Source organism: Pseudomonas sp. RL_15y_Pfl2_60 (assembly GCF_963970595.1).
Lineage (GTDB): Bacteria > Pseudomonadota > Gammaproteobacteria > Pseudomonadales > Pseudomonadaceae > Aquipseudomonas.
Genome location: NZ_CAXAOE010000003.1, coordinates 375,619 through 400,635, shown reverse-complemented (window position 1 = coordinate 400,635; position 25,017 = coordinate 375,619). Strand labels below are relative to the sequence as shown.

Here is a 25,017-nt window from a genome sequence, read left to right as displayed (position 1 = left end):
GCAGATGGATCTGCGCGGCCCCGATGCGCCTCGAAGATAACGACAGAGGAAGTCGACTATGAAGCGGACAACAGAAGATAACGCCCCCTCCACCCTGACCTTTAGCCTAAGGGCAGGACGCCAAAGCTGTACTCTCCAGAGCGTCTCATTCAGCGCCCTATTGGTCTTGGCCCTTAGTGGCTCCAACAGCGCCTATGCAGCCTGTGTCAACCAGTCTGGCGTCGGTGCAACCGAAGGTTCGACCTGCACCAGCGCTGGCACAAGCTTTAGCTCCAATACCATCAATGTACCTATCCGCAGCAGCGCCAACAGCTCACTGACGCTGACTGCTCCAGAGGTCAGCGCCGAAGTCTTGCCAAGCACGCCCGAGGGTAATCGCGCCGTGGTATTCGCCCACGATGCGGCCTTGAGTATTGAGGGCAACCTCACCAGCATACTGAACGGCGCAGAAGGCACTGAAACCGGTCAACTTCTGCGCTCGACCGTCGGCGGCTCGATTGTCGTCGGCGGCAATACCCGACTCATCACCACGCAGGCGGATGCCATCGCGATTGACGCCAACCGAGGTAGCATTTTGCTGAAAGGCAACCTCGATGCCGTCTCCCGCGGCCCCGCAGGCAGCAGCGATAAACCCGCTGTAACCCTTGAACACGGCTTACGCGCAAGCAACGGCGCAAACATCAAGGTTCAAGGCGACACCCTGCTTGATGTGGTCAGCCGCGCGATTGAAGCCAATGGCACGCCAGGCTCAGTCATTGAGTTGGCAAACCTCAATAGTCGCTCCGAAACCTTTGGCATTATTGCCACCGGCGAGGATAACGCCGTAGTCATCAGCGGCGAGCAGGTCGATATCAAGGTCACCGGCGACAATAGCGAAGGTATATATGTCGCCGGAGGCGCCAACGTCATCATCGACACGGCGGCTGTTGGCAATATCAACAACGCCAAGAACTCGACGATTATATTCAATACGCCCGGCGCATCGCTGAGCACACTGGGTGATGGGTCTGACGCCTTGCGCGTACAGAACAGCAGCGGCGATGCACGCATCGAAATTGGTGCAGGCAGTATTACCACCGGTACAGCCAGCAGCGGTTATGACTCTGAAGGTGCCTATGCGCTGGTCCGCGGCGGCCCGGGTGTCGCTCAAGTCGATATGAGTGGCGGCAGTATCACTACATTTGCCGAAGAGGCCGAAGGTATCTTTGTCCAGGCCGATAACAGTGCCGCCAGCCGGATCGACAACGACAGCATCATCAACCTCAGCGGCGGCACGGTCACCACCAAAGGTAATAGCGCCGTCGGCTTGCTGGCACAGAGTGATCCATTGAGCAAAGGCAATGTCACCATCAACCAGTCCGGTGGCAGTATCAACACCAGAGGCACGGGTGAACGGCAGCAGCTAAGTCACGGGATTCTGGCCGAAGCCACCGGCTCAGGTAACAGCACCATCAACCAAAGTGGCGGCACCGTCACCACAACAGGAAATGGCAGTCATGGCCTCTATGCTTATTCAGTCAGCGGCGATGTAGGCGTTAGCCAAGGGCCAACGGCGAGCGTCCAAGTGAGCGGAGAAAATGCATCGGCGATCTTTGCTGAAGCGGTTGCACCCGGACAAGGCTACAGGATCAATGCAGCCGGTACGTTGCTTGGTGGCAGTGGTCAGGGCGCCGGTATCAAAACCAGCACCCAAGCCGATGGCAGCGTTGACCTCAGCGCAACAGCCAATGTAAGCGCTGCCTCGGGGATCGCGATTCTCGACGGCAGCGGTAACAGCACGATCAACAGTGCGGGCACCATTAACGGTGACATCCTTACCAACGCCGGTGATGACCAGTTAAACCTGTTGGCGGGCAGCACAACCAGCGGCAAGGTTATGCTTGGCGTGGGTGCCGACCGTGCAACTATTGCCAGCGATGCAGACATCTCAGCCGTTAGCGTTTTCGATGGTGGCGACGGCGTCTATGACAACCTCAACGGCGGCGGAGACAGCCTGACCTTTGTCGGTGGCGAGCGAAATGTCGCTGCAGACAGGCTGCAAAATTGGGAAAAAGTGATTCTCGATACAGGTTCGCGCATCAATTTTAGCGGCTCAGGCCTCACCGTTGGCGGTAGTAACGATGCGATGGCGCGTGGCCTGATCATCAATCAGGGTGCAACCGTACGCACCACAGAGTCACGCTTCGCGGTGACGGGCGACGTTAATAACCGTGGCACTATTGACCTACAAAACAACAGCGCGGGTGATCGCTTTGTCGTCGCCACCAATCCAAACGGCGCCTCCGGCAATTACCGCGCTCAAGACGCCAGCCTGAAAATCGACACAGTGCTCGGCGATGATAATTCACCAACCGACAAGCTGGTGATTCAAGGCGACTCTGCCGGCAGCACCCAGCTTAGCGTCAACAATCTCGGTGGCAGCGGCGCCCAAACCCGCAACGGCATCGAAGTGGTGCAGGTTACCGGTAACTCAAACGGGGTGTTCGCACTCAATGGCGACTTCATTACCAAAGACAACCAACAAGCCGTGGTCGCCGGTGCCTACGCCTACACGCTACGCAAGGCAGAAACGGGCGACTGGTACCTGACCTCGGCCATTGCGGCTGCCAGCCCCGATACGCCTTTCGATCCGGTGGCGCCAGTCACGCCGAACGAGCCGCGCTACAGCCCTAGCGCTGCGCTCTACCAGCAATATGGTCAAGCCTTGCTCGACATGAACAGCCTGCCAACCATGCAACAGCGTGTCGGCAATCGTTACTGGCATGCCGCCGCCGGCACAGCACAAACCCGCACAACCACCAGCCTTGACGGCGAACAGACTTACATCGAAAACGGCGCAAGCTGGGCGCGGGTGGAAGGCAGCTATCAGCGTAACCGGCCCAATGCCGGAACGATCGATACCGACTCAGAAACCAATCGCTGGAAAATGCAGGCAGGCCTGGACGCCTTGCTGAACGAGGATCAACAAGGCAACAAACTGATTGGCGGCGTGACGGCGCATTACGGCACCTCGGCTTCTCAGGTTGAGTCATTTTTCGGTGACGGCAATATCGACAGCCGTGGCTACGGCGTCGGCTTGACCCTAACCTGGCTACAGGAAGATGGCTTTTATGTTGACTCGCAAGCCTCGGCAACCTGGTACAAAACCGATATCGACTCTGACGAAACGGATCGTCAGCTAGCCTCGGACAATGATGGTTTCGGCTACGCCTTCTCGGTCGAGAGCGGCAAGCAACTTGAACTCAACGAAAGCCTAAGCCTGACGCCACAAGCGCAGCTGATCTACTCGCACGTTGATTTCGACAGTTTCACCGATGAATTCAACACCCGCACCTCATTGGACTCTGCCGATAGCCTGCGCTCACGCCTGGGTGTTTCGCTGGATCACGACAGTCGCTGGCTGGACGACACCAACAAGATCCGCCGCAGCCATGTCTATGCAATCAGCAACCTGTACTACGAGTTCCTCGATGGCACCCAGGTTGATGTTGCCGACGTAAAACTCAAAAATCGTCCTGAACGACTCTGGACTGGCCTAGGGGTGGGCGGAAGCTACAACTGGAATGAAGACAAACTCTCGCTATACGGCGAGGTGTCTGTCGACTCATCTGTGAATAACTTCGGCGACAGCACGGCCGTCAACGGCACCGTCGGCATGCGCCTGAGGTTTTAATCCCAGGCAACAACTAATAGAAACGGAGCTTTCAAGCTCCGTTTCTATTACTCAATACCAATGCATGGCTAAACCAACAGGTTGCGTACCACTCCAGCGCAACCTGCTACGCTCGCTCTATCGCAGGAAGCGATGCCCTGTATTTCAAGGAGTGAATAATGTCGCTGGCCATAGTCCACAGCCGCGCCCAAGTGGGCGTTGATGCGCCTTCTGTCACCGTCGAGGCGCACCTTGCCAATGGCTTACCATCATTGGCCTTGGTCGGCTTACCCGAAACAGCGGTAAAAGAAAGCAAAGACCGGGTACGCAGCGCCATTCTCAACTCTGCATTTGAGTTTCCCCCACGTCGCATCACCCTCAGCTTAGCGCCCGCCGATTTACCCAAAGACGGCGGCCGATTTGATTTAGCTATCGCGTTGGGGATTCTCGCCGCAAGCGGACAAATACCCGCGACGCAGCTTGAGAACATCGAATGTCTAGGTGAGCTGGCATTGTCCGGGGAAATTCGTTCTGTGCGCGGAGTATTACCTGCAGCTCTGGCTGCCAGAGCCTGTGGCCGCACTTTAGTGGTGCCCAGCGCCAACGCCGAGGAGGCCAGTCTCGCCTCCGGACTGAATGTGATTGCGGCAGAACATTTGTTGCAGTTGGCGGCGCATTTCAATGGTTTGGAAGTGATTGCGCCCTATCAATCACAAGGCCTGTTGCGCCATGCGCCGCCTTACCCAGACTTATCCGAAGTACAGGGCCAATTAGCGGCAAAGCGTGCATTGCTGGTCGCCGCAGCCGGCTCCCATAATTTACTCTTTAGCGGCCCGCCCGGCACTGGCAAAACCCTGCTCGCCAGCCGTCTGCCCGGTTTGCTGCCACCCCTCGACGAGCAAGAAGCGCTGGAAGTCGCCGCTATTCACTCGGTAGCCAGTCACACCCCGTTGACAGCCTGGCCACAACGCCCTTTCCGCACGCCCCATCACAGTGCATCCGGCCCGGCACTGGTCGGCGGCGGTAGTCGACCGCAACCCGGCGAAATAACCCTTGCCCACCACGGTGTGCTGTTTCTCGACGAACTACCCGAGTTTGATCGCAAAGTTCTTGAGGTATTGCGCGAACCCCTGGAAAGCGGCCATATCGTAATTGCCCGCGCTCGCGACAAAGTACGCTTCCCGGCCCGTTTCCAACTGGTTGCGGCCATGAACCCTTGCCCCTGCGGATTTCTCGGTGACCCCAGCGGGCGCTGTCGTTGCAGCAGCGAGCAGGTTCAACGCTACCGGGCCAAACTCTCCGGCCCCTTGCTCGACCGTATTGATTTGCACGTCACCGTGGCCCGTGAAGCGACAGCACTGCTTGTGCCTGAAAGCACGATGAGTGAAACCACAACCAGCGCCGCCCATGTCGCCAATACCCGCAAACGGCAAATGCAGCGCCAGGGCTGCGCCAATGCATTTCTGGACTTGGCAGGCCTGCGCCAGCACTGTTCACTGCAGGCGGCGGATCAGCAATGGCTGGAAACCGCCTGTGAGCGACTGGCCTTATCCCTACGCGCCGCTCATCGCGTGCTCAAAGTGGCGCGAACCCTGGCAGATCTTGAAGGCCTCGCTGACATAAACCGCCAGCATCTGGCCGAAGCGATGCAGTACCGCGGCCATGTCTAGGCCCGACGCAACTCCACATCGGCTTAGCGCTATTGAAAGCGCCCGACTTCATTGCGCAACTCACCCGCCAAGCCATCAAGCTCGCGGGCTGTTTCTGCCAGGTTGGAGATCACTTGGTGCTGCTCGTTATTGGCCAGGGCAATACTTTGCAGATTACTGCTCAAGGCAGTTGCGGTGCTGCTTTGCTCTGACGTGGCGGTGGTAATCGAGGCAAATTGCTCCCCGGCCATGCTGGTTTGCTCGGCAATTTGTGCCAACGCCTCGACAACCCGAGAATTGAGCTGCAAACCTTCGTTCATCAATGACTGGCCTTGCTGCATGGTGCTGATGGCAGTGGCTGTTTCAGTTTGGATACTGCCGATCATGCTGGAAATTTCTGTCGTTGCATCACGGGTACGTCCCGCCAAACTGCGCACTTCATCAGCAACCACGGCAAAACCGCGCCCTTGTTCCCCTGCCCGTGCTGCCTCAATCGCTGCGTTGAGGGCCAGCAAATTGGTTTGCTCGGCAATCGAAGTGATTACGCTGACAATTCCGCCGATCTCCTGCGAACGCTGACCCAAGGTGTTGATAACAGCTGATGTAGCGTCCAGCGAGTGAGCAATCTGCTCCAGCGCCTTTGACGCCTCGTCCATTGAGCTGCGACCGATGTTGGTCTGTTGTGCGTTATCACTGGCCAGGCGTTCGGTCTGGCGCATATTGTCGGCGATGTTCAGGGATGTTGCGCTGAACTCCTCAACCGCGCCAGCCATGCTGGTAATTTCGCCTGACTGCTGCTCGATGCCTTCATAGGCGCCGCTGGAAAGTCCCGACAACGCTTGAGCGCGACTGCTAACCGCCTGGGCCGAACTGCGAATACGCGAAACCATGCTCGCCAGTGCTTCACCCATTTGATTGAAACTAGTGGCAAGGTCGCTGATTTCATCGTTGCCATTAACCACTGAGCGTGCGCTCAGGTCGCCAGCACCCAGCGCATGCGCTTGCTTGACCAACTGGCCAAGCGGCTGCAATTTACGGCGCAGCAACCAGATCACCGCGCCGACCGCCAAGACCAGCGCCAGCAGGCTGCCAATCGCCAGTTGCCAGCCGAGTGACCAGGTTACCGCCTGAATTTCAGTCATGGGCATGCTCGCCACCACCTGCCAACCGCCAGCGCTGAAAGGTGCACTAACGCTGTAGAAGTCTTGCTGGCCATCACTCCAAATCATGCCTTGGCTGGGTGTAGCAGAGTGCTCAATCAGTTGCGCAGGGGCTGAATCCGACTTCTGTGCGGCGAAAGGGGCAACCAGCCACTTGCCGCTTGCATCGAAAATAGCCAGCGAACCGGCCTCGCCAATGCGGAAGTTCTTAAGTGCGGCAAACTGATCGTTTTGCGTATCGGTGTAGTCAAAGCCGACAAACAGTACCGCAATCACCTGGCCCTGGCTGTCGGTAACCGGTGTGTATTGGGTCATGTAGGCGCGATCAAACAGCAATGCACGGCCCACATAGCTCTCGTTCTGGAGCAAGCGCTGGTAGGCTGGGTGATTGTGATCCAGCGCAGTGCCAATGGCACGACTGCCATCCTGCTTGGTTAGCGAGGTGGTAACCCGAACAAACTCGGAACCGTCACGGACAAATACGGTGGCCACCCCGGCGGTCAGGTTTTTGAATTCATCCACGCGCTCAAAAACATTGTTCAGCAACTCGCCGTCGGCATACAACGCAGGTGTCTGCACCCCGACTACGTCTACTCGCTCATCAGGTTTAACCACGACCCCCGAACTGAAGCGCTTCTCGAACAGACCGGCAAGGCGCTGCGTGCTCTCAAGCAAGCTGGCGTTGAAGGTCGTTAACTGGTCGGCCATCAAGCGCGACTCACTGGCCAAATGTTCTTCACGGATCGCCACGTTGGCATCACTCAAAGAACGCAAGGCGAACACTGTGCTGAGGCTAATCAACACAGTCAGGACAATCGCCAGCGCCAACGCCAGCTGCCGAGTGATGGAAGAACGAGATGGGTTCATGAAAGCTCCGACAAAAAAATACGCATGCGCACCCAAAACAAAGGATGCATCACTACTCTGTCGGCTTAATCGGCCCAGTCCCCTGGAACTTAAGCACCGCTCAGGGGATTATTTGATCCACTCGACCTGCGGTAGCTGCATTGCGGCAACTTCGCTGACCAGATAGTCGCGCAAGCGCCGGAAACGCTCCTGATTACGCCGCGCCTTGGGCCAGACCAAGTAATAGCTCTCACCACTGGGCACCGCTGTGGGCCAGGGTAAACCGAGGCGCCCTTGCGCCACATCCTCCGCGACCATGACCAGATCACCGATCGACACACCGTAGCCGCGCGCCGCCGCAACCATGCCCAACTCCAGGGTATCGAACACCTGGCCACCGCGCAGCGGTACTTGGTCAGCCAGGTTCATGGCCTGTAACCATCGGCGCCAATCACGGCGATCTGGCGTTGGGTGGAGCAACTCGGCGCATTGCAGTTGTGCCAGGTTCCAGGCGTTATCGCCCAGGACATCAACGGCGCACACCGGGATCAACCACTCAGCGAATAGCAACTCACTTTCCCAGTCATCGGCAAAATTGCCGGTGCTCAGCAGTACCGCGCAGTCAAAGGGCTCGTGCAAAAAGTCGACTTTATCGACATCCATCCAGGCGCTGGTCAGCTGCACTTCGATATCACTGCTAAGCATGCGAAACCGCGAAAGCCGGGCAAGCAACCAGCGCATGGTCAAGGTCGACGGCGCCTTCAAGCGCAATACCCCATCATCCGCCTGCAAGGGCGCACAGGAGCGCTCAAGCGCATCGAAACCCTCACGCAAGCCAGGGAGCAAGGTGCGACCCGGTTCAGTGAGCTTGAGACTGCGCCCACAACGCTCGAATAAACGGCAGTCGAAATACTCCTCAAGCGTGCGCACATGACGGCTGACCGCGCTTTGCGTGATCGCAAGTTCTTCACCCGCCTGGGTAAACGAGCAGTGACGCGCGGCCGACTCAAAGGCGCGCAACGCATATAAAGGAGGTAGCTTGCGGCTCATGGATAACTAAAACTCATACTAAGCAGAGGTATTTTCATTTTGCAGTATGTGCCATCAGTTTCACATACTGCACAGCTCAATACTCGACCTGGCCCCCACTTATGTCCCATGGCAGCTACCCTCTCCATCCCGCCATCGGCAGTGCTGCCGCGCTGCCACGCGAAGTTGACATTGTCATTGTCGGCTCAGGCATCATGGGCTGTGCAACGGCCTACTACTTGCGGCAAAAGGGCTTGTCGGTGTTGGTCTGTGACAAGGCCGGGCTAGCCAGCCAGCAATCGACCCGGGCCTGGGGCTTTGTGCGTCAACAGGCGCGCGACCCTGCCGAAGTGCCATTGATGATGGCTGCCATCGAGTTGTGGAAACAGCTTGAGCATGAGTTGCAGTTACCTTTGGAGTGGCGCCAGGATGGCTGCATGTACCTGGCTGAAAATGATGAGCACCTGCGCCAATACCATGATTGGCTGGATGTCGCCGCCAGCCATGGCCTCGACACCCGCTTGCTCAGCAGCCGTGAGGTCGCCGCCAAATTACCTGCGCTGGCCAACCCGGCAAAAGGTGGGCTGTTCACCGCCAGTGACGGTCAGGCAGAGCCACGTCGGGTAGCGCCGGGCTATGCACTGCGCGCGGCCGAGGCCGGTGTGGTATTTGCCGAAGGTTGCGGCGTCACAGCGATTGACCGAGCAGGCGGCGCGATTTGTGGTGTACAAACCGAACGCGGCTATGTGAAAACCAGCCGCGTGCTGGTCGCGGCCGGGGCCAGCAGTTGGCGGTTACTGGCGCCACTTGGTCTTGAGATCCCTCAGCAGGCGCTGCGCAGCACGGTCTCGCGCACCAGCCCGGTGCCCGACATCGGCGGCTGTAGCTTTATCGGCCACGGCATTGGCATTCGCCAGCGCGCTGACGGCAGTCTCAACCTGGCGGATGAAGCACAAGCTGATGTCGATCTGAGCCTGGACTTTATGCGCGGTGCTTCCTGGTATCTGCCTTTATTGCCGGAGCATCACCGCAGCTTTCGCTTCCACCTCAATAGCGCGCTGCTGCATGACCTGAAATTACGTCTGCGCGGCGAAAACAAAGCCCTCGGCGAGCGTGACCCACACGCCAGGCCCGAGCCCAGTCGTATCCGCGCCGCTGAAAAAGCGTTGGCGCGCGCCTTCCCCGCGTTGCATGAGGTGCGCGTCATAGAAAGCTGGGCCGGTTTTATCGACGTCTTGCCCGACGGTATTCCCGTACTCGATGCGCCCAGCCAGATCCCCGGCCTGTTGATTGCGACTGGTTTTTGCGGTCATGGCTTCGCCATGGGCCCAATCGTCGGTCAGTTGATGGCGCAATGGGTCACGCAGGGCAACACGTCACTCGATGTAAGCGCATTTCGCAGCGGCCGCTTTGCTGATGGCAGCGCAGGCAAACCTTATTCACTTTTCTGAAGAAACCTGGCATGCCAAGTCCAAATCGTATTGAGTTGCTGGCTATATTGCGTCTGTCTGGTCCGCTGGTCGCGGCGCAATTGGCACATGTAGTGATGGTCTTCACCGACACTGTGATGATGGGCCTGCTAGGCCCTCAAGAACTGGCCGGGGGCGGGCTCGGCGCGGCATGTTATTCGTTTATCTCGATCTTCTGTGTTGGGGCCATAGGTGCAGTGGGCAACCTGGTTGCCATCCGCCACGGTTCTGCGGATACAGCAGGCGTGACGCGCCTGACCCAGAACGGCTTGTGGATGGGTTGGGGCTTGGCCCTGCTGGCAGGCCTGATACTGTGGAACCTCGAACCGGCCCTCAAGCATGCGCAGCAAACACCAGAAAACGTTGAGCGCGCCATGCACTTTCTCTCAACTCTGGTGTTCGCCCTGCCCGGCTACATGACCTTTATGGCGCTGCGTGGTTTTACCAGTGCAATCGGTCGTCCCGGGCCAGTCATGGCGATCAGCATTGGTGGCGCGCTGGCCAACTTCATTCTCAACTACGCCCTGATCAAAGGCTGGTTTGGCCTGCCGCAGTTGGGTCTGGCTGGGATCGGCCTGGTCACATCACTGGTAATGAGCGCCATGGCCTTGATTCTGGCCTGGCATGTGATGCATCACCGCGCCTATAGCGCCTACCCATTGCAGCGAGGCGTCTGGCAGCCAGACTGGCAAGAACTCAAGGAGCTTATCCGCCTTGGCCTACCCATTGGCGGCACCTATGCGGTGGAGTCTGGGCTATTTGCCTTTGCTGCGCTGTGCATGGGCGCGCTGGGCAGTACACAGATGGCCGCCCATCAAATTGCCCTGCAATCGGTGTATGTCGCCTTTATGGTGCCGGTCGGTATTTCTTACGCGGTAACCTTCCGGATTGGCCAGCATTATGGCGCTGGCCGCTTGCTTGAGGCGCGGCGCAGCGGCCGGCTGGGGATCATGTTTGGCGCAACCTGCATGCTCGGCTTTGCCTTGCTGTTCTGGCTCGCGCCGCAATGGGTGATTGGCTTGTTTCTCGACCGCAATGACCCGGCGTTTGAGTCGATTATCGCGCTGGCCATCAGCTTGTTGGCGATTGCGGCCTGGTTTGAGCTGTTTGATGGTATTCAAACCATTGCCATGGGTGCGATTCGCGGGCTCAAGGACGCCAAGACCACCTTCTACACCGGCCTGGTCTGCTATTGGCTGATTGGTGCGCCCATGGCCTGGGCCCTGACATTTGTCTTCGACTGGGGCGCTGCAGGTGTGTGGTGGGGTTTAGCCAGCGGTCTTGCCTGCGCCGCCATCAGCCTGAGCCTGGGCTTTGAATGGAAAACCGCCCGGATGCTCAAGCAAACTCCGCTCGAAATCGGTAGCAAGGCGGCCTAGTTCTTCTGGCTCATGCCCGGCAGCACATTTCGTACGCCATAGACCAGAAATTTCGCCAACTCACTCAGAGCAATAGGCTTGCTGATTAGGAAGCCCTGCGCCTGGTCGCAACCGAACTGACGCAACATGGCGAGCTGCTCGGCGTTTTCGACACCCTCAGCGACCACCTGCAAGTTAAGGTTGTGCGCCAAATTAATCATTGCCCGCACCAGCAGGCGATTCTCCGAGCGATCACACATGCCGCCGACAAAGCTCTTGTCGATCTTCAGCAAGGTGATCGGCAGGCTGTTGAGGTGGACGAACGAAGAGAATCCAGTGCCAAAATCATCCAGCGAGAAGCGCACACCCAATTCACCCAGCGCCAACATGGTCTGACGCACATGGTCGCTGCGGCGCATGATGGCGGTTTCGGTCAGCTCAAACTCCAGCCACTGCGCATCAATCCCGCGCTCGTCGATCAAACGCTTGAGCGTTGGCAATAACTGGCTGTCCTGAAACTGGCGGAATGACAGGTTGACCGCCATATGCAGCGGCTCCAGCCCTCGCCCACGCAGCCACTGCATATCACGCAGGGCGCGGGAGATAACCCAGTAGCCAAGTGGCACAATTAAGCCGCTTTCTTCGGCCAGCGGCACAAACTCATTGGGTGCAAGCAGGCCACGGGTAGCATGGCGCCAGCGCACCAAGGCTTCAAGACCAACAATATTGCCGGTTTTCAGGCACAGGCGCGGTTGATAATGCAGTTCCAGCTCATCGCGGCGCAGCGCCCGGCGCAGTTCGCTTTCAAGATCTGCCTGGCTGCGCGCATTGTGGTTGATCCGCTCATCATAAATATACGAGGTGCAGCCTTGCTGGTTCTTCGCCTGCTGCATGGCAATGTGTGCGTGCCACATCAAGGGATCAGGCCCCGCATTCGCGCGGGCATGTGCAAGGCCAAGGCTGCAACCGAGCATCAGGCTCTCGCCATCGACCCAGTAAGGCTCGGCCAACACTTCAGTTACCCGCTCGGCAAAGCGTTCTGCACGCAGCGCATCACGCCGGGTATCGAGCAACACCGCAAACTCATCGCTGCCCAAGCGCGCGATTTGATCACCCGATTGCAGGACCGACTTGAGCCGCGCCACCACTTGCAGGATCAAGTTATCGCCGGCCTGAAACCCCAAGGCATCGTTGACGTGACGAAAGTTATCCAAGTCCAGGTGGCCAAGCGCCAGGCCACGGCTATCGGCTGCCGCTAGCCGAGCTGTAAGCAGGGTCTGGAAGCCTTGGCGATTGGCAATCCCCGTGAGTGCATCCTGCTCAGCCAAACGGTTGAGGGTGTGCTTGAGCGAACCTTGCTCTTGCACATAGCGCAGGCAGCGGCGCAGTACATCCTGGGTCAGTTGCGAGCGGACCAGCCAGTCGTTGATACCCTGGGGCTCATCGTGGGGTTCTTGCTCAAGTAACAAGATTATCGGCAGCGGGCAAACGCCCAGCGAAGGCTGATGGCTCGGCGTGGTCAACAAAACGGTGTTGGCATGATTGCCGTACTGGTTGCGCGCAATATTCCAGGAGGACGCTGAAATAAGCGAATACGCCCCATCCAATGGCTGGAGGCATTCATGCAACAACGCTGGCCATGAGGAATCCTCTGCAAGCAGGATCAGCGTTAAGGGCTCGACGAACGCAGACAAACAACCTCCCCAAAAACAAAATAATGCAGCAGCTCCCTCGCCAAATGCGCCATTGTTGGCGTCTAGTCCGCACATCCCTGCTGTGCTCACGCATCCTGCTCTAAAGTAGAGCCTTCGACAAGTACCCCTCAGATGAGGTTACTGGGTTGGCGTAGGAGCTGATTGACTCCGCTCAAACGCTGCCAACGCAAGCATGGCTTTTAGCCACTATACAAATGCATGTCATCGCTGCGCAGACTACTGTAATTCGCAGAAGAACCAAGCCTGCCTTATCTAACTCCGTGCACTAACACACACTTCCAGAAGGTCGAGGCACAAAGCGCTGAGCCTGCTAAAATGCGCGCCCATTCCTCCATGTGATAACTGTAATGTCCCGACTGAACCCCCGGCAGCAGGAAGCCGTGAACTACGTCGGCGGCCCTCTTTTGGTGCTCGCCGGTGCAGGCTCCGGCAAGACCAGCGTCATCACCCGCAAGATTGCCCACTTGGTGCAAAACTGCGGCATCCGCGCCCAACATATTGTCGCCATGACCTTTACCAACAAGGCTGCGCGCGAGATGAAAGAGCGCGTCGGTACTCTGCTCAAAGGCGCCGAAGCGCGAGGGCTGACGGTTTCGACCTTTCATAACCTTGGCATGAACATTATCCGCAAGGAATATGCGCGCCTGGGCTATAAGCCAGGGTTTTCGATCTTCGACGAAGGCGATATCAAGGCGCTGCTCAGCGACATCATGCAAAAAGAGTATGCCGGTGATGACGGCATTGACGAGATCAAGAACTACATCGGTGCATGGAAAAACGACCTGATCCTGCCCGATCAGGCACTGGCCGAGGCACGCAACCCCAAAGAGCAAACAGCGGCCATCGTCTACCTGCATTACCAGCGCACATTAAAGGCCTATAACGCTGTTGATTTCGATGACCTGATCCTGATGCCAGTCAAGCTGTTCCAGGAACATGCCGACATTCTGGAGAAGTGGCAGAACCGTATTCGCTACCTGCTGGTCGACGAATACCAAGACACCAACGCCAGCCAGTATTTGCTGGTAAAACTCCTGGTGGGCACGCGCAACCAGTTCACCGTGGTCGGCGACGATGACCAGTCGATCTATGCCTGGCGCGGTGCCAGGCCGGAAAACCTGATGCTGCTCAAGGAAGACTATCCGTCACTGAAGATCGTCATGCTGGAACAGAATTACCGCTCCACCAGCCGCATACTCAGGTGTGCCAATACCTTGATTTCCAATAACCCGCACGCCTTCGAGAAGCAACTCTGGAGCGAGATGGGTGTGGGTGATGAGATCCGCGTGATCCGTTGCCGCAATGAAGACGCCGAGTGCGAGCGCGTGGCCATGGAAATCCTCACCTTGCACCTGCGCACCGATCGCCCCTACAACGACTTCGCCATCCTTTACCGGGGTAATTACCAGGCTAAGCTGATGGAGCTCAAGCTCCAGCACCACCAGATTCCCTATCGCCTCAGCGGTGGCACCAGTTTCTTCGCCCGCCAGGAAGTGAAGGACTTGATGTCCTATTTCCGCCTGCTGGTGAACCCCGATGACGACAATGCCTTTTTACGGGTGATCAACGTGCCTCGCCGCGAGATCGGCTCGGCAACCCTCGAAAAACTGGGCAACTACGCCACCGAGCGCAAAGTCAGCATGTACCAGGCCGCAGGCGAAATTGGCCTGGGCGAACACCTCGACAGCCGCTTCACCGACCGGTTGGCCCGCTTTACCCGCTGGATGGACGGCGTGCGCCAGCAATGCGCACAGAACGACCCCATCGCCGCGCTGCGCAGCATGGTGATGGACATCGATTACGAAAACTGGCTGCGCCAGAACGCCTCCAACGACAAAGTAGCCGATGCGCGCATGGGTAACGTCTGGTTCCTGATCGAGGCGTTGAAAAACACCTTGGAACGCGACGAAGACGGTGACATGACCATCGAGGACGCCATCGGAAAACTGGTGTTGCGCGACATGCTCGAACGCCAGCAAGAAGAAGAGGAAGGCGCCGATGGCGTGCAGATGCTGACCTTGCACGCCTCCAAAGGCTTGGAATTTCCGTACGTATTTATCATCGGCATGGAAGAAGAGATCCTTCCGCACCGCTCCAGTATCGAGGCCGACACCATTGAAGAAGAGCGGCGCCTGGCCTACGTTGGTATCACCCGCGCTCGCGAAACGCTGGCATTCACCTTCGCTTCCAAGCGCAAACAATACGGTGAGATAATCGACTGTACGTCCAGCCGCTTTCTCGATGAGTTACCACCAGAGGACTTGCAGTGGGAAGGCTTGGAAGAGGCCCCGGTTGAAGTCAAGGCTGCCCGTGGCAATGCGGCACTGGCGGACCTGCGGGCAATGCTGAAAAAATAGACGGTTTATCTATCGCCGATTATTTGAGTCAGGGATTTTTTGAAAAATTGCGCACCTGGGCCGCCCCACCTTGGATGGCTCAGGCGCAGCTGACTCCTTAAAGGCAAACACCCCGGCATAGACTGGGGTTTCACACTAAATGAGGGCTATTGCGTGGAAGCGCTGAAACAAAAAATTCGCGAAGAAGGCATTGTGCTCTCAGAGCAGGTACTTAAAGTCGATGCTTTTTTAAACCATCAGATTGATCCCAAGCTGATGCAACAGATTGGTCATGAGTTCGCGGTTCGCTTCCGTGACCAGAAGATCACAAAAATTGTCACCATCGAAGCCTCAGGTATCGCACCGGCGGTAATGGCGGGCCTGGAACTCGGGATCCCGGTCATTTTCGCCCGCAAGTATCAGTCGCTGACGCTAAAGGACAACCTGCTCACATCCAAGGTTTACTCCTTCACCAAGCAGACGGAAAGCACCATCGCGGTCTCGGCCAAGCACCTGACTGCCGATGATCACGTGCTGGTGATTGATGACTTCCTGGCCAACGGGCGCGCGGCAAAAGCACTGATTGATGTGATCCAACAAGCTGGCGCAAGCATCGCCGGGATTGGCGTGGTGATCGAAAAGTCGTTTCAGGCTGGCCGTAACGAGCTGGACGAACAAGGCTTCCGCGTTGAGTCACTGGCGCGCATCAGCTCGCTGGCAGACGGCAAGGTCAGTTTTCTCGAGTAAGTGCTGCAGCCCATCAATGGCGCACTCATAGCGCGCCATTGATGCTGAATCACCCGTTAGAGCTTTGCGTAGCCTGCAGGCCCGCCAACACCAATCGTTGGTACAGTTCCTCACGCAAACCGTCCGGTTGAGCCAGGCCCATACGCTGCAAATGCTGCATAAATGCCTCTGGCTCGGGCGCGTCAAGCGTGGCCTTGCCGAGACGCAATATTTCCGAGAGCTTGAATTTGCGCTTGAGCCAAGTCAGGGCGCGCAGCAAGTCGCGCTCCACAGGGGTGAAGTCGCAGCCCAGGGCAAACTCATCGAACAATGCACCGTGCTCAAGCTGTAGCGCCTCCAGGCGCTCGGGCAGGTTATTGCCGTAGGCCGCATCGAGTTCGAATGCTTTGTCGAGCTTGCCATTGGCTTGCGCTTGCGCGATCAATTCGGCCTGGAAACGCGAATCACTGATCTTCAATAGCGCCTCGATCACCTGCGAATCACTTTTGCCGCGCAAATCGGCAATGCCATATTCGCTGACCACAATGTCACGCAGATGCCGGGGAATCGTGACGTGGCCATACTCCCAGACAATATTGGAGCGCACCTCGCCGTCGGCCTCACGCCAACTGCGCAGCAGCAGTATTGAACGCGCATCCTCAAGCGCATGGCCCTGGGCAACAAAGTTGTACTGACCGCCAACGCCACTGAGCACACGACCGTTTTCAAGCTGGTCAGACACCGCGGCGCCCATCAAGGTCATGGTAAATGCCGTGTTGATAAAGCGTGCATCGCGGCGCTGCAACCGCTTTAACTGCTCCTGCCCGTAAAGCTCGTTGATAAAGCAGATGCCAGTCATTGCATAGCGCCTGCGCTGTTCGAAGCTCAGTTCGTTCAAGCGCTCGTAGAACGAACGCGGCCCGAGGAAAAAACCTCCATGCAAGACCACGGCGTTATTGGCTGGCCGTAAATATTCAGCCAGGGCTTGCTGGGTCTGGGCATCAGCCAGGTCCGCTGGCACCGCGAGATTTGAGGGTAGGCTTAGCTGTCCTTCAATCTCGCGGATTTCAGGTGCGAGCAAGCCGTAGCCCTGCAACTCGGCCAAGTGCTGCTCATCGAGCCTGGATGCCAACCCGGCATCAAGCAGGGCCTGGACGCTGCGGGGCCGACCATGGTCATCCAGTGCACCAGCACACGCCAATTGCTGCACCAGCAGCTCAGGATAGACCGCCCGCCGGATGATCCCGGCATCGGCCAGCAGCAACAAGCCATTGACGAACATCTCGCTGCAGCCGTACAGCCCTTGGTCGAAGGCAGCGGTGCCACCAACCCGCTCGATCCACTGATGCCAATCGTTTGTGCAATTCAATGCATCAAGCAACGCCTTGTATTGGCTGTTGTTGCTATGTCGCGCCAATAGTGCGGCGGTGACGGCATCGCCCATGGAGCCAATGCCAATTTGCAAGGTACCGCCATCGCGCACCAGCGTGCTGGCGTGCATGCCAATACAGTGATCTTGCAAGCTGATCGGCATATTGGGGGTTGAGAACAAGGCTGACGTTTCAGCGTCTTGCAACTGGATATCAAAGCGCTCACAGGCAATCTCGGCATCACCCGCCATATAGGGCAGTTGGCTATGCACCTGGGCCAGATAGAGGATTTTCTCGCCATTGGCTCGGCGCTTGTCCAGCATCGGCAACAGGTCAAGGGTGATGTCGGGGTTGCAACTCAGGCTGAAATGTTCAGGCCGCAGCGGGTCAGTCGCCACTAGTTGCGCCAGAACATTGAGGCCCCGGCTGTTGATATCGCGCGCGGCATGGCTGTAATTGCTGCTGACGTAGTTTTGCTGCGCCTGGTCATTGTTGAGCATGCTTGCGGGCTGCATAAAAAACTGCTCGACCCGGATATTTGCTGGCAACTCGCCACGACGCAGGTCGCCGAGAAAGTCCAACTCGGGGTAATCAGCAAACACACGCTCCACGAACGGCTGCAGAAAGCGTTGTTGCAAGCCCTGCTCAGCATGCGGGCGCCCCAGGCAAAGGGCCGTGTAGATGTTGAGTTCGCGCTCAGGCAATTGTTTACAGCGCTGGTACAGCGCATTCACCCAAGTGTTGGGCTTGCCCAAGCCAAGCGGCAGGCCAAGATGGATAGGCCCGTCAATTTCGCGCAGGACACGCTCTACAGCGTCATCAATCGAACACAGTTGCGGCATCAAGCACTCCTTGCGCTTAGCTGGTTTGTCCTGTTCGACTATACCCGCATCGCAATTGCGCCCCGAAACAAAATCTATGTCAGCCCATTACTCGCAATAGCGATCAATTGACCTGAAGTCAGCCTCCGCCCGTTGTGTGGCGCAGAAACGAAAACACCCTGCGCAAGCATCGCCCGCGCAGGGTGTTCGGATGACCCGCCGCTCTGTTGCGGCGCTAAAAAACTGTCGGCTTACAGGCCGGACATTTTCTCGATGGTCGCTTTGAGTTCCTCATCGGTGCAGTCGCCACAAGTGCCTTTTGGCGGCATGGCGTTGATGCCGGTGATGGCCTTAGCCAGCAAGCCGTCTATGCCGCCCTGCTCGTCTGCACGTTTCTTCCAGGCAGCGGCGTCACCGATTTTTGGTGCACCCAATACGCCTGTCGAGTGGCAAGCACCGCAATGGCCAGTGATGATGTCGTCTGGAGACTTGGCACCGCCACCGCCTGCAGCAGCGGAAGCTATTTCAACGCCCTTGCACTCTTCGCCCTGGACACAGACTTCGCCCACTGGTTTCAAACGAGCAGCAATTGCATCGTCAGTCGCTGCTTGGGCAGAAGCTGCCCAGATAGCCAGCACGGCTGCAGGAGCAACCAACATTTTTTTAATCATATTCACGCTTACACCCTCATCGTGGCTTGGTTCGCCCGCGGCCACGGTTTCGCGAGCGGGAGCTAAGTATAACGAGAAGCCCCGCAAGCTGAAACACACCAAATGCCGCAGTTGCAGCCAGATTTATAAGCCATACAGCCCGGCAGAGCTGGCGGAAGCTGCATTTTCGCGCGTTTTAACAGATATACAGCAAAAAGCCCTGCGCAGCGCTTTTCACAAATCCATTAGAAATTCGCCGGTGTTGTCGCACTGATTAGCTTGGCTGGCTCATCGTAGGGGTTACGAAAACGGTGCGGTTTACTGCTCTCAAAGTAGTAGCTATCGCCCTTTTCGAGGATATAGCTTTCACTACCAACCACCAGTTCAAGCCGACCTTCAATCAGCATCCCGGCCTCTTCACCTTCGTGATTGAGCATCTCGTCGCCGGTATCGGCGCCAGGCGGGTAGGTTTCTGAGAGGAAGGCGATAGCACGGCTGGGATGAGCCTTGCCGACCAATTTCATGGTCACGGCGCCATCGGAGATATCAATGAGCTCATTCGCCTTGTAGACGACTTGAGTGTTGCTGTCCTGTTCCACGTCGAGGGAGAAAAACTCCACCAGCGACATTGGGATACCCGCCAGCACCTTTTTCAACGAACTGATCGAAGGGCTTACGCTGTTCTTCTCGATCATCGAAATAGTGCTGTTGGTGACGCCCGCACGCTTGGCGAGTTCACGCTGGGAAAGGCCTTTTAACTTACGGATGGATTGCAGTCGTACACCGACGTCCAATGCTTGCGTCCCCCTCGGGAAGATACGGAAAAGTAGCCGTATCATGGCAATAGCGTTCAGTATTTACAACAGTTTGTGCCTAAATATTGTCCAGCCGAATAGTTAGAACCGCACTTGCAGTTATTAACCCCCCAGATAGAGCAGTGGCACACGGCGCAGGTTGCAAAACAACTGGTAAGGAATTGTCCCTGCATGGGCGGCAACATCGCTGGCCAACACCTGCTTGCCCCACAACTCGACTCGGCTGCCAAGCCCTGAATCTGGCAAGTCAGTCAGGTCGACCGTCAACATGTCCATCGACACCCGGCCAATCAATCGGCTTGGCTTACCGTCAATCATCACCGGCGTTCCCGTTGGCGCATGACGGGGATAACCATCGGCATAGCCCATGGCAACGACGCCCACGCGGGTTGGTCGCTCAGTGACAAAGCGCGCGCCGTAGCCCACCGGTTGCCCCGCCGGCAGCTCACGCACGCTGATGATTTTTGACTCCAAGGTCATGACTGGCTGCAATTGCGCAGCCACCGCTTGTGCCTGCTCGAACGGGGTTGCACCATAGAGCATGATGCCCGGGCGCACCCAATCACTTGGCACCTCGGGCCACCCCAGCACCGCAGGCGAATTGCGCAAGCTAACCTCGGCATCAAGGCCTTTGCGGGCTTGTTCAAAAACCGCTACTTGCTCTGCACTGCACGAGCAATCAAGTTCATCGGCGCGGGCAAAATGGCTCATCAGCACGATCTTTTCTACCTGCGCGCATTGCGCCAGGCGCTTGTAAGCCGCGGCGTAGTCGTCTGGATGCAGGCCGACGCGGTGCATGCCCGAATCCAGCTTCAACCAAATGGTCAGCGGCTGGCTGAAGTTGGCTTGTTCAAGCGCCTCAAGTTGCCACATTGAATGCACCACACACCAAAGCCTGTGCTGCTCGATCAGCGCCAACTCTTCAGGCTCAAAAAAACCTTCAAGCAGCAAAATTGGCTGAGTGATGCCGGCTTCGCGCAGTTGCAGCGCCTCTTCGATGCAGGCCACCGCAAAACCATCAACCTCATCGGCAAGCGCCTGGGCGCAGCGCACCGCACCATGTCCGTAAGCATCTGCCTTGATCACGGCTAACGCTTTGGCAGCAGAAACCTCGCGCGCCAGGCGGTAGTTATGGCGCAAGGCATTGAGATCAATCAGGGCACGGGCTGGTCGCATAAATTGAGCTTCTTGGCAGATGGCTGACTTGATTAAAAAAAGCCCAGCGGGGCTGGGCTAGACGGTGACACGTAACAGTTGAAACCACTTCACAGGCCTAGGAGCCTCTGAAAACATTCGGGGCTTTACGGCAGAGCGGCAATAACGCTCATCTCCACCAGTACATCCGGGCGATACATCTTGGCCTCGACTGCAGCGCGGGCCGGCGCCGTGCCGGGTGCAACCCAGGCATCCCAAACCTGATTGAGACTGGCATAGTCACGCGCCATGTCCTTCAGATAAATCGTCACCGACAGAATACGGCTCTTGTCGGTGCCCGCCTCGCTCAACATCAAATCGATATTGGCCAGGGTTTGCTTGGTTTGCTCGACAGCGTCGCCGCTGTAATCATCCGCCAACTGGCCAGCCAAATAGACGGTGCCGTTGTGGATAACTATTTCGCTGTAACGGGTTTCAGTGCGCAGGCGCTGTAGAGCCATGTTTTTCTGCTTCCTTGGTGCGGCTATAACGTGAAATGTCCAGCCCTTCGGCGCTGATCTGCGGACGCTTGGACGCCATGGTGTCCGCCAGGAAACGTCCGGAACCGCAGGCCATGGTCCAACCCAAAGTGCCGTGACCGGTATTCAAGAACAGGTTGCGGTAGCGAGTAGCACCCACAATCGGTGTGCCGTCTGGTGTCGCCGGGCGCAGGCCGGTCCAGAATTCAGCCTGGGCCAAATCGCCACCCTGTGGATAAAGATCGCCGACCAGCATTTCCAGGGTTTCGCGGCGACGCGGGTTCAAGCTCATGTCAAAACCGGCGATTTCAGCCATGCCGCCCACCCGGATGCGCTGGTCAAAGCGGGTCATCGCCACTTTGTAGGTTTCATCGAGGATGGTCGACATCGGCGCCATGTCCGGATTAACGATTGGCACGGTCAAGGAATAGCCTTTGAGTGGATAAACCGGCGCACGGATACCCAGCGGCTTGAGCAGTTGCGGGCTGAAGCTGCCGAGCGCGAGCACGTAGCGATCTGCGGTTTCCAGCTTGCCGTCGATCCATACGCCGTTGACCCGATCACCCAGCGCTTCAATACGCTCGATGTTCTGGCCGAAGCGGAACTCGACACCCAACTTGCGAGCCATCTCGGCCAGCTTGGTGGTGAACATCTGGCAGTCGCCCGTCTGGTCATTTGGCAAACGCAGGGCACCGGCGAGTTTATCGGTAACGCTTGCCAGAGCGGGTTCAACGCGAGCAATACCGGCGCGATCGAGCAGCTCGAACGGCACGCCCGACTGCTTGAGCACAGCGATGTCTTTAGCGGCGTTATCAAGCTGCGCCTGGGTGCGGAACAACTGAGTGGTGCCAAGGCTGCGGCCTTCGTAGGCGATGCCCGTTTCGGCGCGCAACTCGTCAAGGCAGTCACGGCTATATTCAGACAAGCGCACCATGCGCTCCTTGTTTACCGCATAACGGCTGGCCGTGCAGTTGCGCAGCATTTGCGCCATCCACAGGTACTGGTCAACATCGCCAGTGGCCTTGATTGCCAGCGGAGCGTGTTTTTGCAACAGCCACTTGATGGCTTTGAGTGGAATGCCCGGTGCAGCCCAAGGAGATGCATAGCCAGGTGACACCTGGCCGGCGTTGGCGAAGCTGGTTTCCAGTGCAGGGCCGTTTTGACGGTCGACAACGACCACCTCGAACCCTTGACGAGCCAAATAGTAAGCGCTGACGGTGCCAATCACACCACTGCCGAGAACCAGAACCCGCATCGTTTTTCTCCTCGCCGAGATTATGCACTGGCGTTTTTTGTCATGAGAGTAGATGCGGCTAGTATATGAATCATCGAGCAGTGCAATTAACTAAACATCAGCCTATATTTAGTAATAACTCTCGAAAAAACCCGCTTGTACGGAGGAGTATTTCTTATGCGCACCCAGCATCAATCCCGCCGCGACCTGGATAAGATTGACCGCAACATCCTGCGTATCCTGCAAGAAGATGGCCGCATATCCTTCACCGAGCTCGGCGAGCGCGTGGGTTTGTCGACTACCCCCTGCACCGAACGGGTACGCAGGCTTGAGCGCGAAGGCATCATCATGGGTTATCACGCTCGCCTGAACCCACAAAATCTCAAGGCCAGCCTGCTGGTATTTGTCGAGATCAGCCTCGATTACAAATCTGGCGACACCTTTGAGGAGTTTCGCCGAGCGGTGCTTAAATTGCCGCACGTATTGGAATGCCATCTGGTTTCTGGCGATTTCGATTATCTGGTTAAAGCACGGATTAACGAGATGGCCTCGTACCGCAAGCTGCTGGGCGACATTCTGCTCAAGCTGCCGCATGTGCGCGAGTCCAAGAGCTATATCGTCATGGAAGAGGTCAAAGAAAGCCTCAGCCTGCCGGTTCCTGAGTAGCCCTAGACCAAAACCTGGCGCGTGGTTGCAATCAGGTTGTGCACCTGTCGCTCAACCTGCGGATCAATCGGCTCATCCGGACCACGCCCATGGGGGCATGGCAAGCGCGGCGTGGTGCCAAACAGGCGGCAAATCAATGGTCGCTGGTCATACACCTCGCAGCCTTGCGGGCCCAGGTGTACACAGTTCAGCTCTTCCAGCGCAGCCTCATGCTCGGCATCACTTTTGTGTGGCAGCCGCGACATTTCTTCGGATGAAGCCGTAACCGGCCCGCAACAGTCGTGGCAGCCAGGTATGCAGTCAAAGCGCGGAATATGCAGGCGCAGGTGATCTATTTTACGACGGGTACAGCTCATAACAGCATCTCGGTGTTGGTAAGCCATGGTAACTGTTTAGCGCTGAATAGCCTCCACTGATAATTAATTGTCGATTTTTGGTACGTGGCACTTGGCGATCAAGGAAGTCCGCGCTTATGCTTCGTAAAATTTTCCAAACACAATAAACAGGATTTCGCACATGAACGCCCGCGTTCACCAACCGGTTCACAACAACCAGCATGCTGCCTCCTATTACGCCGCCAGTGCTAACCGCACCATTGCGCTGCAACCTTTGGGAGGTGAGCTGCGCGCTGATGTGTGCATTGTCGGTGGTGGTTTCTCGGGCCTCAATACGGCGATTGAACTGGCCCAGAAAGGCCTCTCAGTGGTGCTGCTCGAAGCCCGCAAGGTCGGCTGGGGCGCCAGCGGCCGTAACGGCGGCCAACTGATTCGCGGCGTTGGCCACGGCGTCGAGCAGTTTGAGTCGGTGATCGGCGCCCAAGGCGTGCGCGAACTTAAACTGATGGGCCTCGAAGCGGTTGAAATCGTGCGCAAGCGCGTCGAGCAATTCAGCATCGACTGTGACCTGACGTGGGGCTATTGCGACCTGGCCAACAAGCCACGCGACCTCGACGGTTTCGCTGAAGATGCCATAGAGCTGAAAAGCCTCGGTTATCAGCATGAGTTGCGCTTGCTGCAAGCTGATCAAATGCACGAAGTGGTTGGTTCAGACCGCTACGTCGGTGGCTTGATCGACATGGGTTCCGGGCACCTGCACCCGCTCAACCTGGCATTGGGCGAAGCCGCTGCAGCCCAGGCCCTGGGCGTACAGATTTTTGAAGACTCCGCCGTCACACGAATTGAGTATGGTGCCGAGGTCAAGGTTCACACTGCGAACGGCGTGGTTCGTGCCAGCAACCTGGTTCTGGCCTGCAACGCCTACCTTGGCGAGCTGAACAGCAACCTTGGTGGCAAAGTGCTCCCGGCGGGCAGCTATATCATCGCCACCGAACCCTTAAGCGCCGAGCAAGCACAGGCGATCATTCCGCAGAACATGGCGCTGTGCGATCAACGTGTCGCCTTGGATTATTACCGCCTATCTGCCGATAACCGTTTATTGTTTGGCGGCGCTTGCCACTATTCTGGACGCGATCCTGAAGACATCAGCGGCTATATGCGGCCAAAAATGCTGGAAGTATTCCCACACCTGAAGAACACCAAGATCGACTTCCAGTGGGGCGGCATGATCGGCATTGGCGCCAACCGCCTGCCGCAAATCGGGCGCCTCAAGGATCAGAACAACGTGTTTTATGCCCAGGCCTACTCCGGTCACGGCGTCAACGCGACCCATCTGGCTGGCAAGCTGTTGGCTGAAGCTATTGCCGGTCAAGCCAGCAGCGGGTTTGAGCTGTTCGATAAAGTGCCGCACATGACCTTCCCGGGCGGTAAATACCTGCGCTCGCCATTGCTGGCGCTGGGTATGCTCTGGCACCGCATGAAGGAAGTGTTGTAAGCCTGCGACCGGGGGCTC

At 57.4% G+C, this 25,017-nt stretch carries 18 protein-coding genes and 1 pseudogene; 8 read left to right on the top strand and 11 right to left on the bottom strand.

Annotated features, from left to right (window positions below; translation table 11 throughout):
- Positions 1-58 precede the first annotated feature (58 nt).
- Positions 59-3,673 carry an autotransporter outer membrane beta-barrel domain-containing protein gene (locus AACY26_RS10720; RefSeq protein ID WP_339513812.1) on the top strand — a complete coding sequence of 1,205 codons (3,615 nt, stop codon included), beginning with the start codon at positions 59-61 and terminating at the stop codon, positions 3,671-3,673.
- A gap of 158 nt (positions 3,674-3,831) precedes the next feature.
- Positions 3,832-5,322 (top strand): YifB family Mg chelatase-like AAA ATPase, encoded by a 1,491-nt coding sequence (locus tag AACY26_RS10715; RefSeq protein ID WP_339513810.1) that lies wholly within the window; start codon positions 3,832-3,834, stop codon positions 5,320-5,322.
- Between the two features lie 29 nt (positions 5,323-5,351).
- Here the strand turns inward: AACY26_RS10715 and AACY26_RS21370 are convergent, their stop codons facing one another.
- The 3 genes and pseudogenes from AACY26_RS21370 to AACY26_RS10705 all read right to left on the bottom strand — a co-directional run bounded on the left by AACY26_RS21370 (position 5,352) and on the right by AACY26_RS10705 (position 8,357).
- A complete protein-coding gene (locus tag AACY26_RS21370; protein WP_445261298.1) occupies positions 5,352-6,074 on the bottom strand; it encodes a methyl-accepting chemotaxis protein in 723 nt (240 codons plus the stop codon).
- 135 nt (positions 6,075-6,209) lie between these two features.
- Positions 6,210-7,169 (bottom strand): annotated as a pseudogene (locus AACY26_RS21365) (Cache 3/Cache 2 fusion domain-containing protein); the annotation flags it as partial.
- Between the two features lie 267 nt (positions 7,170-7,436).
- A complete protein-coding gene (locus AACY26_RS10705) occupies positions 7,437-8,357 on the bottom strand; it encodes a LysR substrate-binding domain-containing protein (RefSeq protein ID WP_339513806.1) in 921 nt (306 codons plus the stop codon).
- A 101-nt stretch (positions 8,358-8,458) separates the two neighbouring features.
- On the opposite strand from AACY26_RS10705, the gene AACY26_RS10700 reads away from it, so the two are divergent.
- Complete coding sequence (locus tag AACY26_RS10700; protein ID WP_339513804.1) at positions 8,459-9,787, top strand: NAD(P)/FAD-dependent oxidoreductase; 1,329 nt, start codon at positions 8,459-8,461, stop codon at positions 9,785-9,787.
- Between the two features lie 11 nt (positions 9,788-9,798).
- Positions 9,799-11,184, top strand: coding sequence for a NorM family multidrug efflux MATE transporter (locus AACY26_RS10695; RefSeq protein ID WP_339513802.1), 1,386 nt, complete (start codon positions 9,799-9,801; stop codon positions 11,182-11,184).
- On the opposite strand, the gene AACY26_RS10690 is transcribed toward AACY26_RS10695, so the two are convergent.
- On the bottom strand, positions 11,181-12,857 hold the full coding sequence (locus AACY26_RS10690) for a putative bifunctional diguanylate cyclase/phosphodiesterase (RefSeq protein ID WP_339513800.1): 1,677 nt from the start codon (positions 12,855-12,857) through the stop codon (positions 11,181-11,183). The two genes, AACY26_RS10695 and AACY26_RS10690, sit on opposite strands and share 4 nt — an antisense overlap.
- 368 nt (positions 12,858-13,225) lie before the next feature.
- Here AACY26_RS10690 and rep point away from each other — a divergent pair, with 368 nt between their 5' ends.
- A complete protein-coding gene (gene rep, locus AACY26_RS10685) occupies positions 13,226-15,235 on the top strand; it encodes a DNA helicase Rep (protein ID WP_339513798.1) in 2,010 nt (669 codons plus the stop codon).
- Positions 15,236-15,388: 153 nt separating this feature from the next.
- Entirely contained in the window at positions 15,389-15,961 is a 573-nt protein-coding gene (locus AACY26_RS10680) for a xanthine phosphoribosyltransferase (protein ID WP_339513796.1), read from the top strand.
- Between the two features lie 49 nt (positions 15,962-16,010).
- On the opposite strand, the gene AACY26_RS10675 is transcribed toward AACY26_RS10680, so the two are convergent.
- From AACY26_RS10675 to dadA, 6 genes are all read right to left on the bottom strand, one after another.
- The gene (locus AACY26_RS10675; RefSeq protein ID WP_339513794.1) at positions 16,011-18,152 is read right to left on the bottom strand and encodes an acetyl-CoA hydrolase/transferase C-terminal domain-containing protein; all 2,142 of its coding nucleotides are present in this window, start codon (positions 18,150-18,152) and stop codon (positions 16,011-16,013) included.
- Between the two features lie 230 nt (positions 18,153-18,382).
- A complete protein-coding gene (locus tag AACY26_RS10670; protein WP_339513792.1) occupies positions 18,383-18,808 on the bottom strand; it encodes a c-type cytochrome in 426 nt (141 codons plus the stop codon).
- Positions 18,809-19,026: 218 nt separating this feature from the next.
- Positions 19,027-19,575, bottom strand: coding sequence for a cupin domain-containing protein (locus AACY26_RS10665; RefSeq protein ID WP_339514107.1), 549 nt, complete (start codon positions 19,573-19,575; stop codon positions 19,027-19,029).
- A gap of 123 nt (positions 19,576-19,698) precedes the next feature.
- Entirely contained in the window at positions 19,699-20,772 is a 1,074-nt protein-coding gene (gene alr / locus AACY26_RS10660) for an alanine racemase (RefSeq protein ID WP_339513790.1), read from the bottom strand.
- Between the two features lie 125 nt (positions 20,773-20,897).
- On the bottom strand, positions 20,898-21,251 hold the full coding sequence (locus tag AACY26_RS10655; protein WP_339513788.1) for a RidA family protein: 354 nt from the start codon (positions 21,249-21,251) through the stop codon (positions 20,898-20,900).
- Positions 21,226-22,524, bottom strand: a complete 1,299-nt coding sequence (dadA, locus tag AACY26_RS10650; protein WP_339513786.1) for a D-amino acid dehydrogenase — start codon at positions 22,522-22,524, stop codon at positions 21,226-21,228. Before dadA ends, AACY26_RS10655 begins: the two co-directional genes overlap by 26 nt.
- 156 nt (positions 22,525-22,680) lie before the next feature.
- Between dadA and dadR the strand changes: the two genes are divergently transcribed.
- Entirely contained in the window at positions 22,681-23,169 is a 489-nt protein-coding gene (dadR, locus tag AACY26_RS10645; protein ID WP_339513784.1) for a transcriptional regulator DadR, read from the top strand.
- Positions 23,170-23,171: 2 nt separating this feature from the next.
- Here the strand turns inward: dadR and AACY26_RS10640 are convergent, their stop codons facing one another.
- A complete protein-coding gene (locus AACY26_RS10640) occupies positions 23,172-23,525 on the bottom strand; it encodes a YkgJ family cysteine cluster protein (protein WP_339513782.1) in 354 nt (117 codons plus the stop codon).
- 160 nt (positions 23,526-23,685) lie between these two features.
- Between AACY26_RS10640 and AACY26_RS10635 the strand changes: the two genes are divergently transcribed.
- Positions 23,686-24,999, top strand: a complete 1,314-nt coding sequence (locus AACY26_RS10635; protein ID WP_339513780.1) for an NAD(P)/FAD-dependent oxidoreductase — start codon at positions 23,686-23,688, stop codon at positions 24,997-24,999.
- The last annotated feature ends 18 nt before the right edge of the window (positions 25,000-25,017 follow it).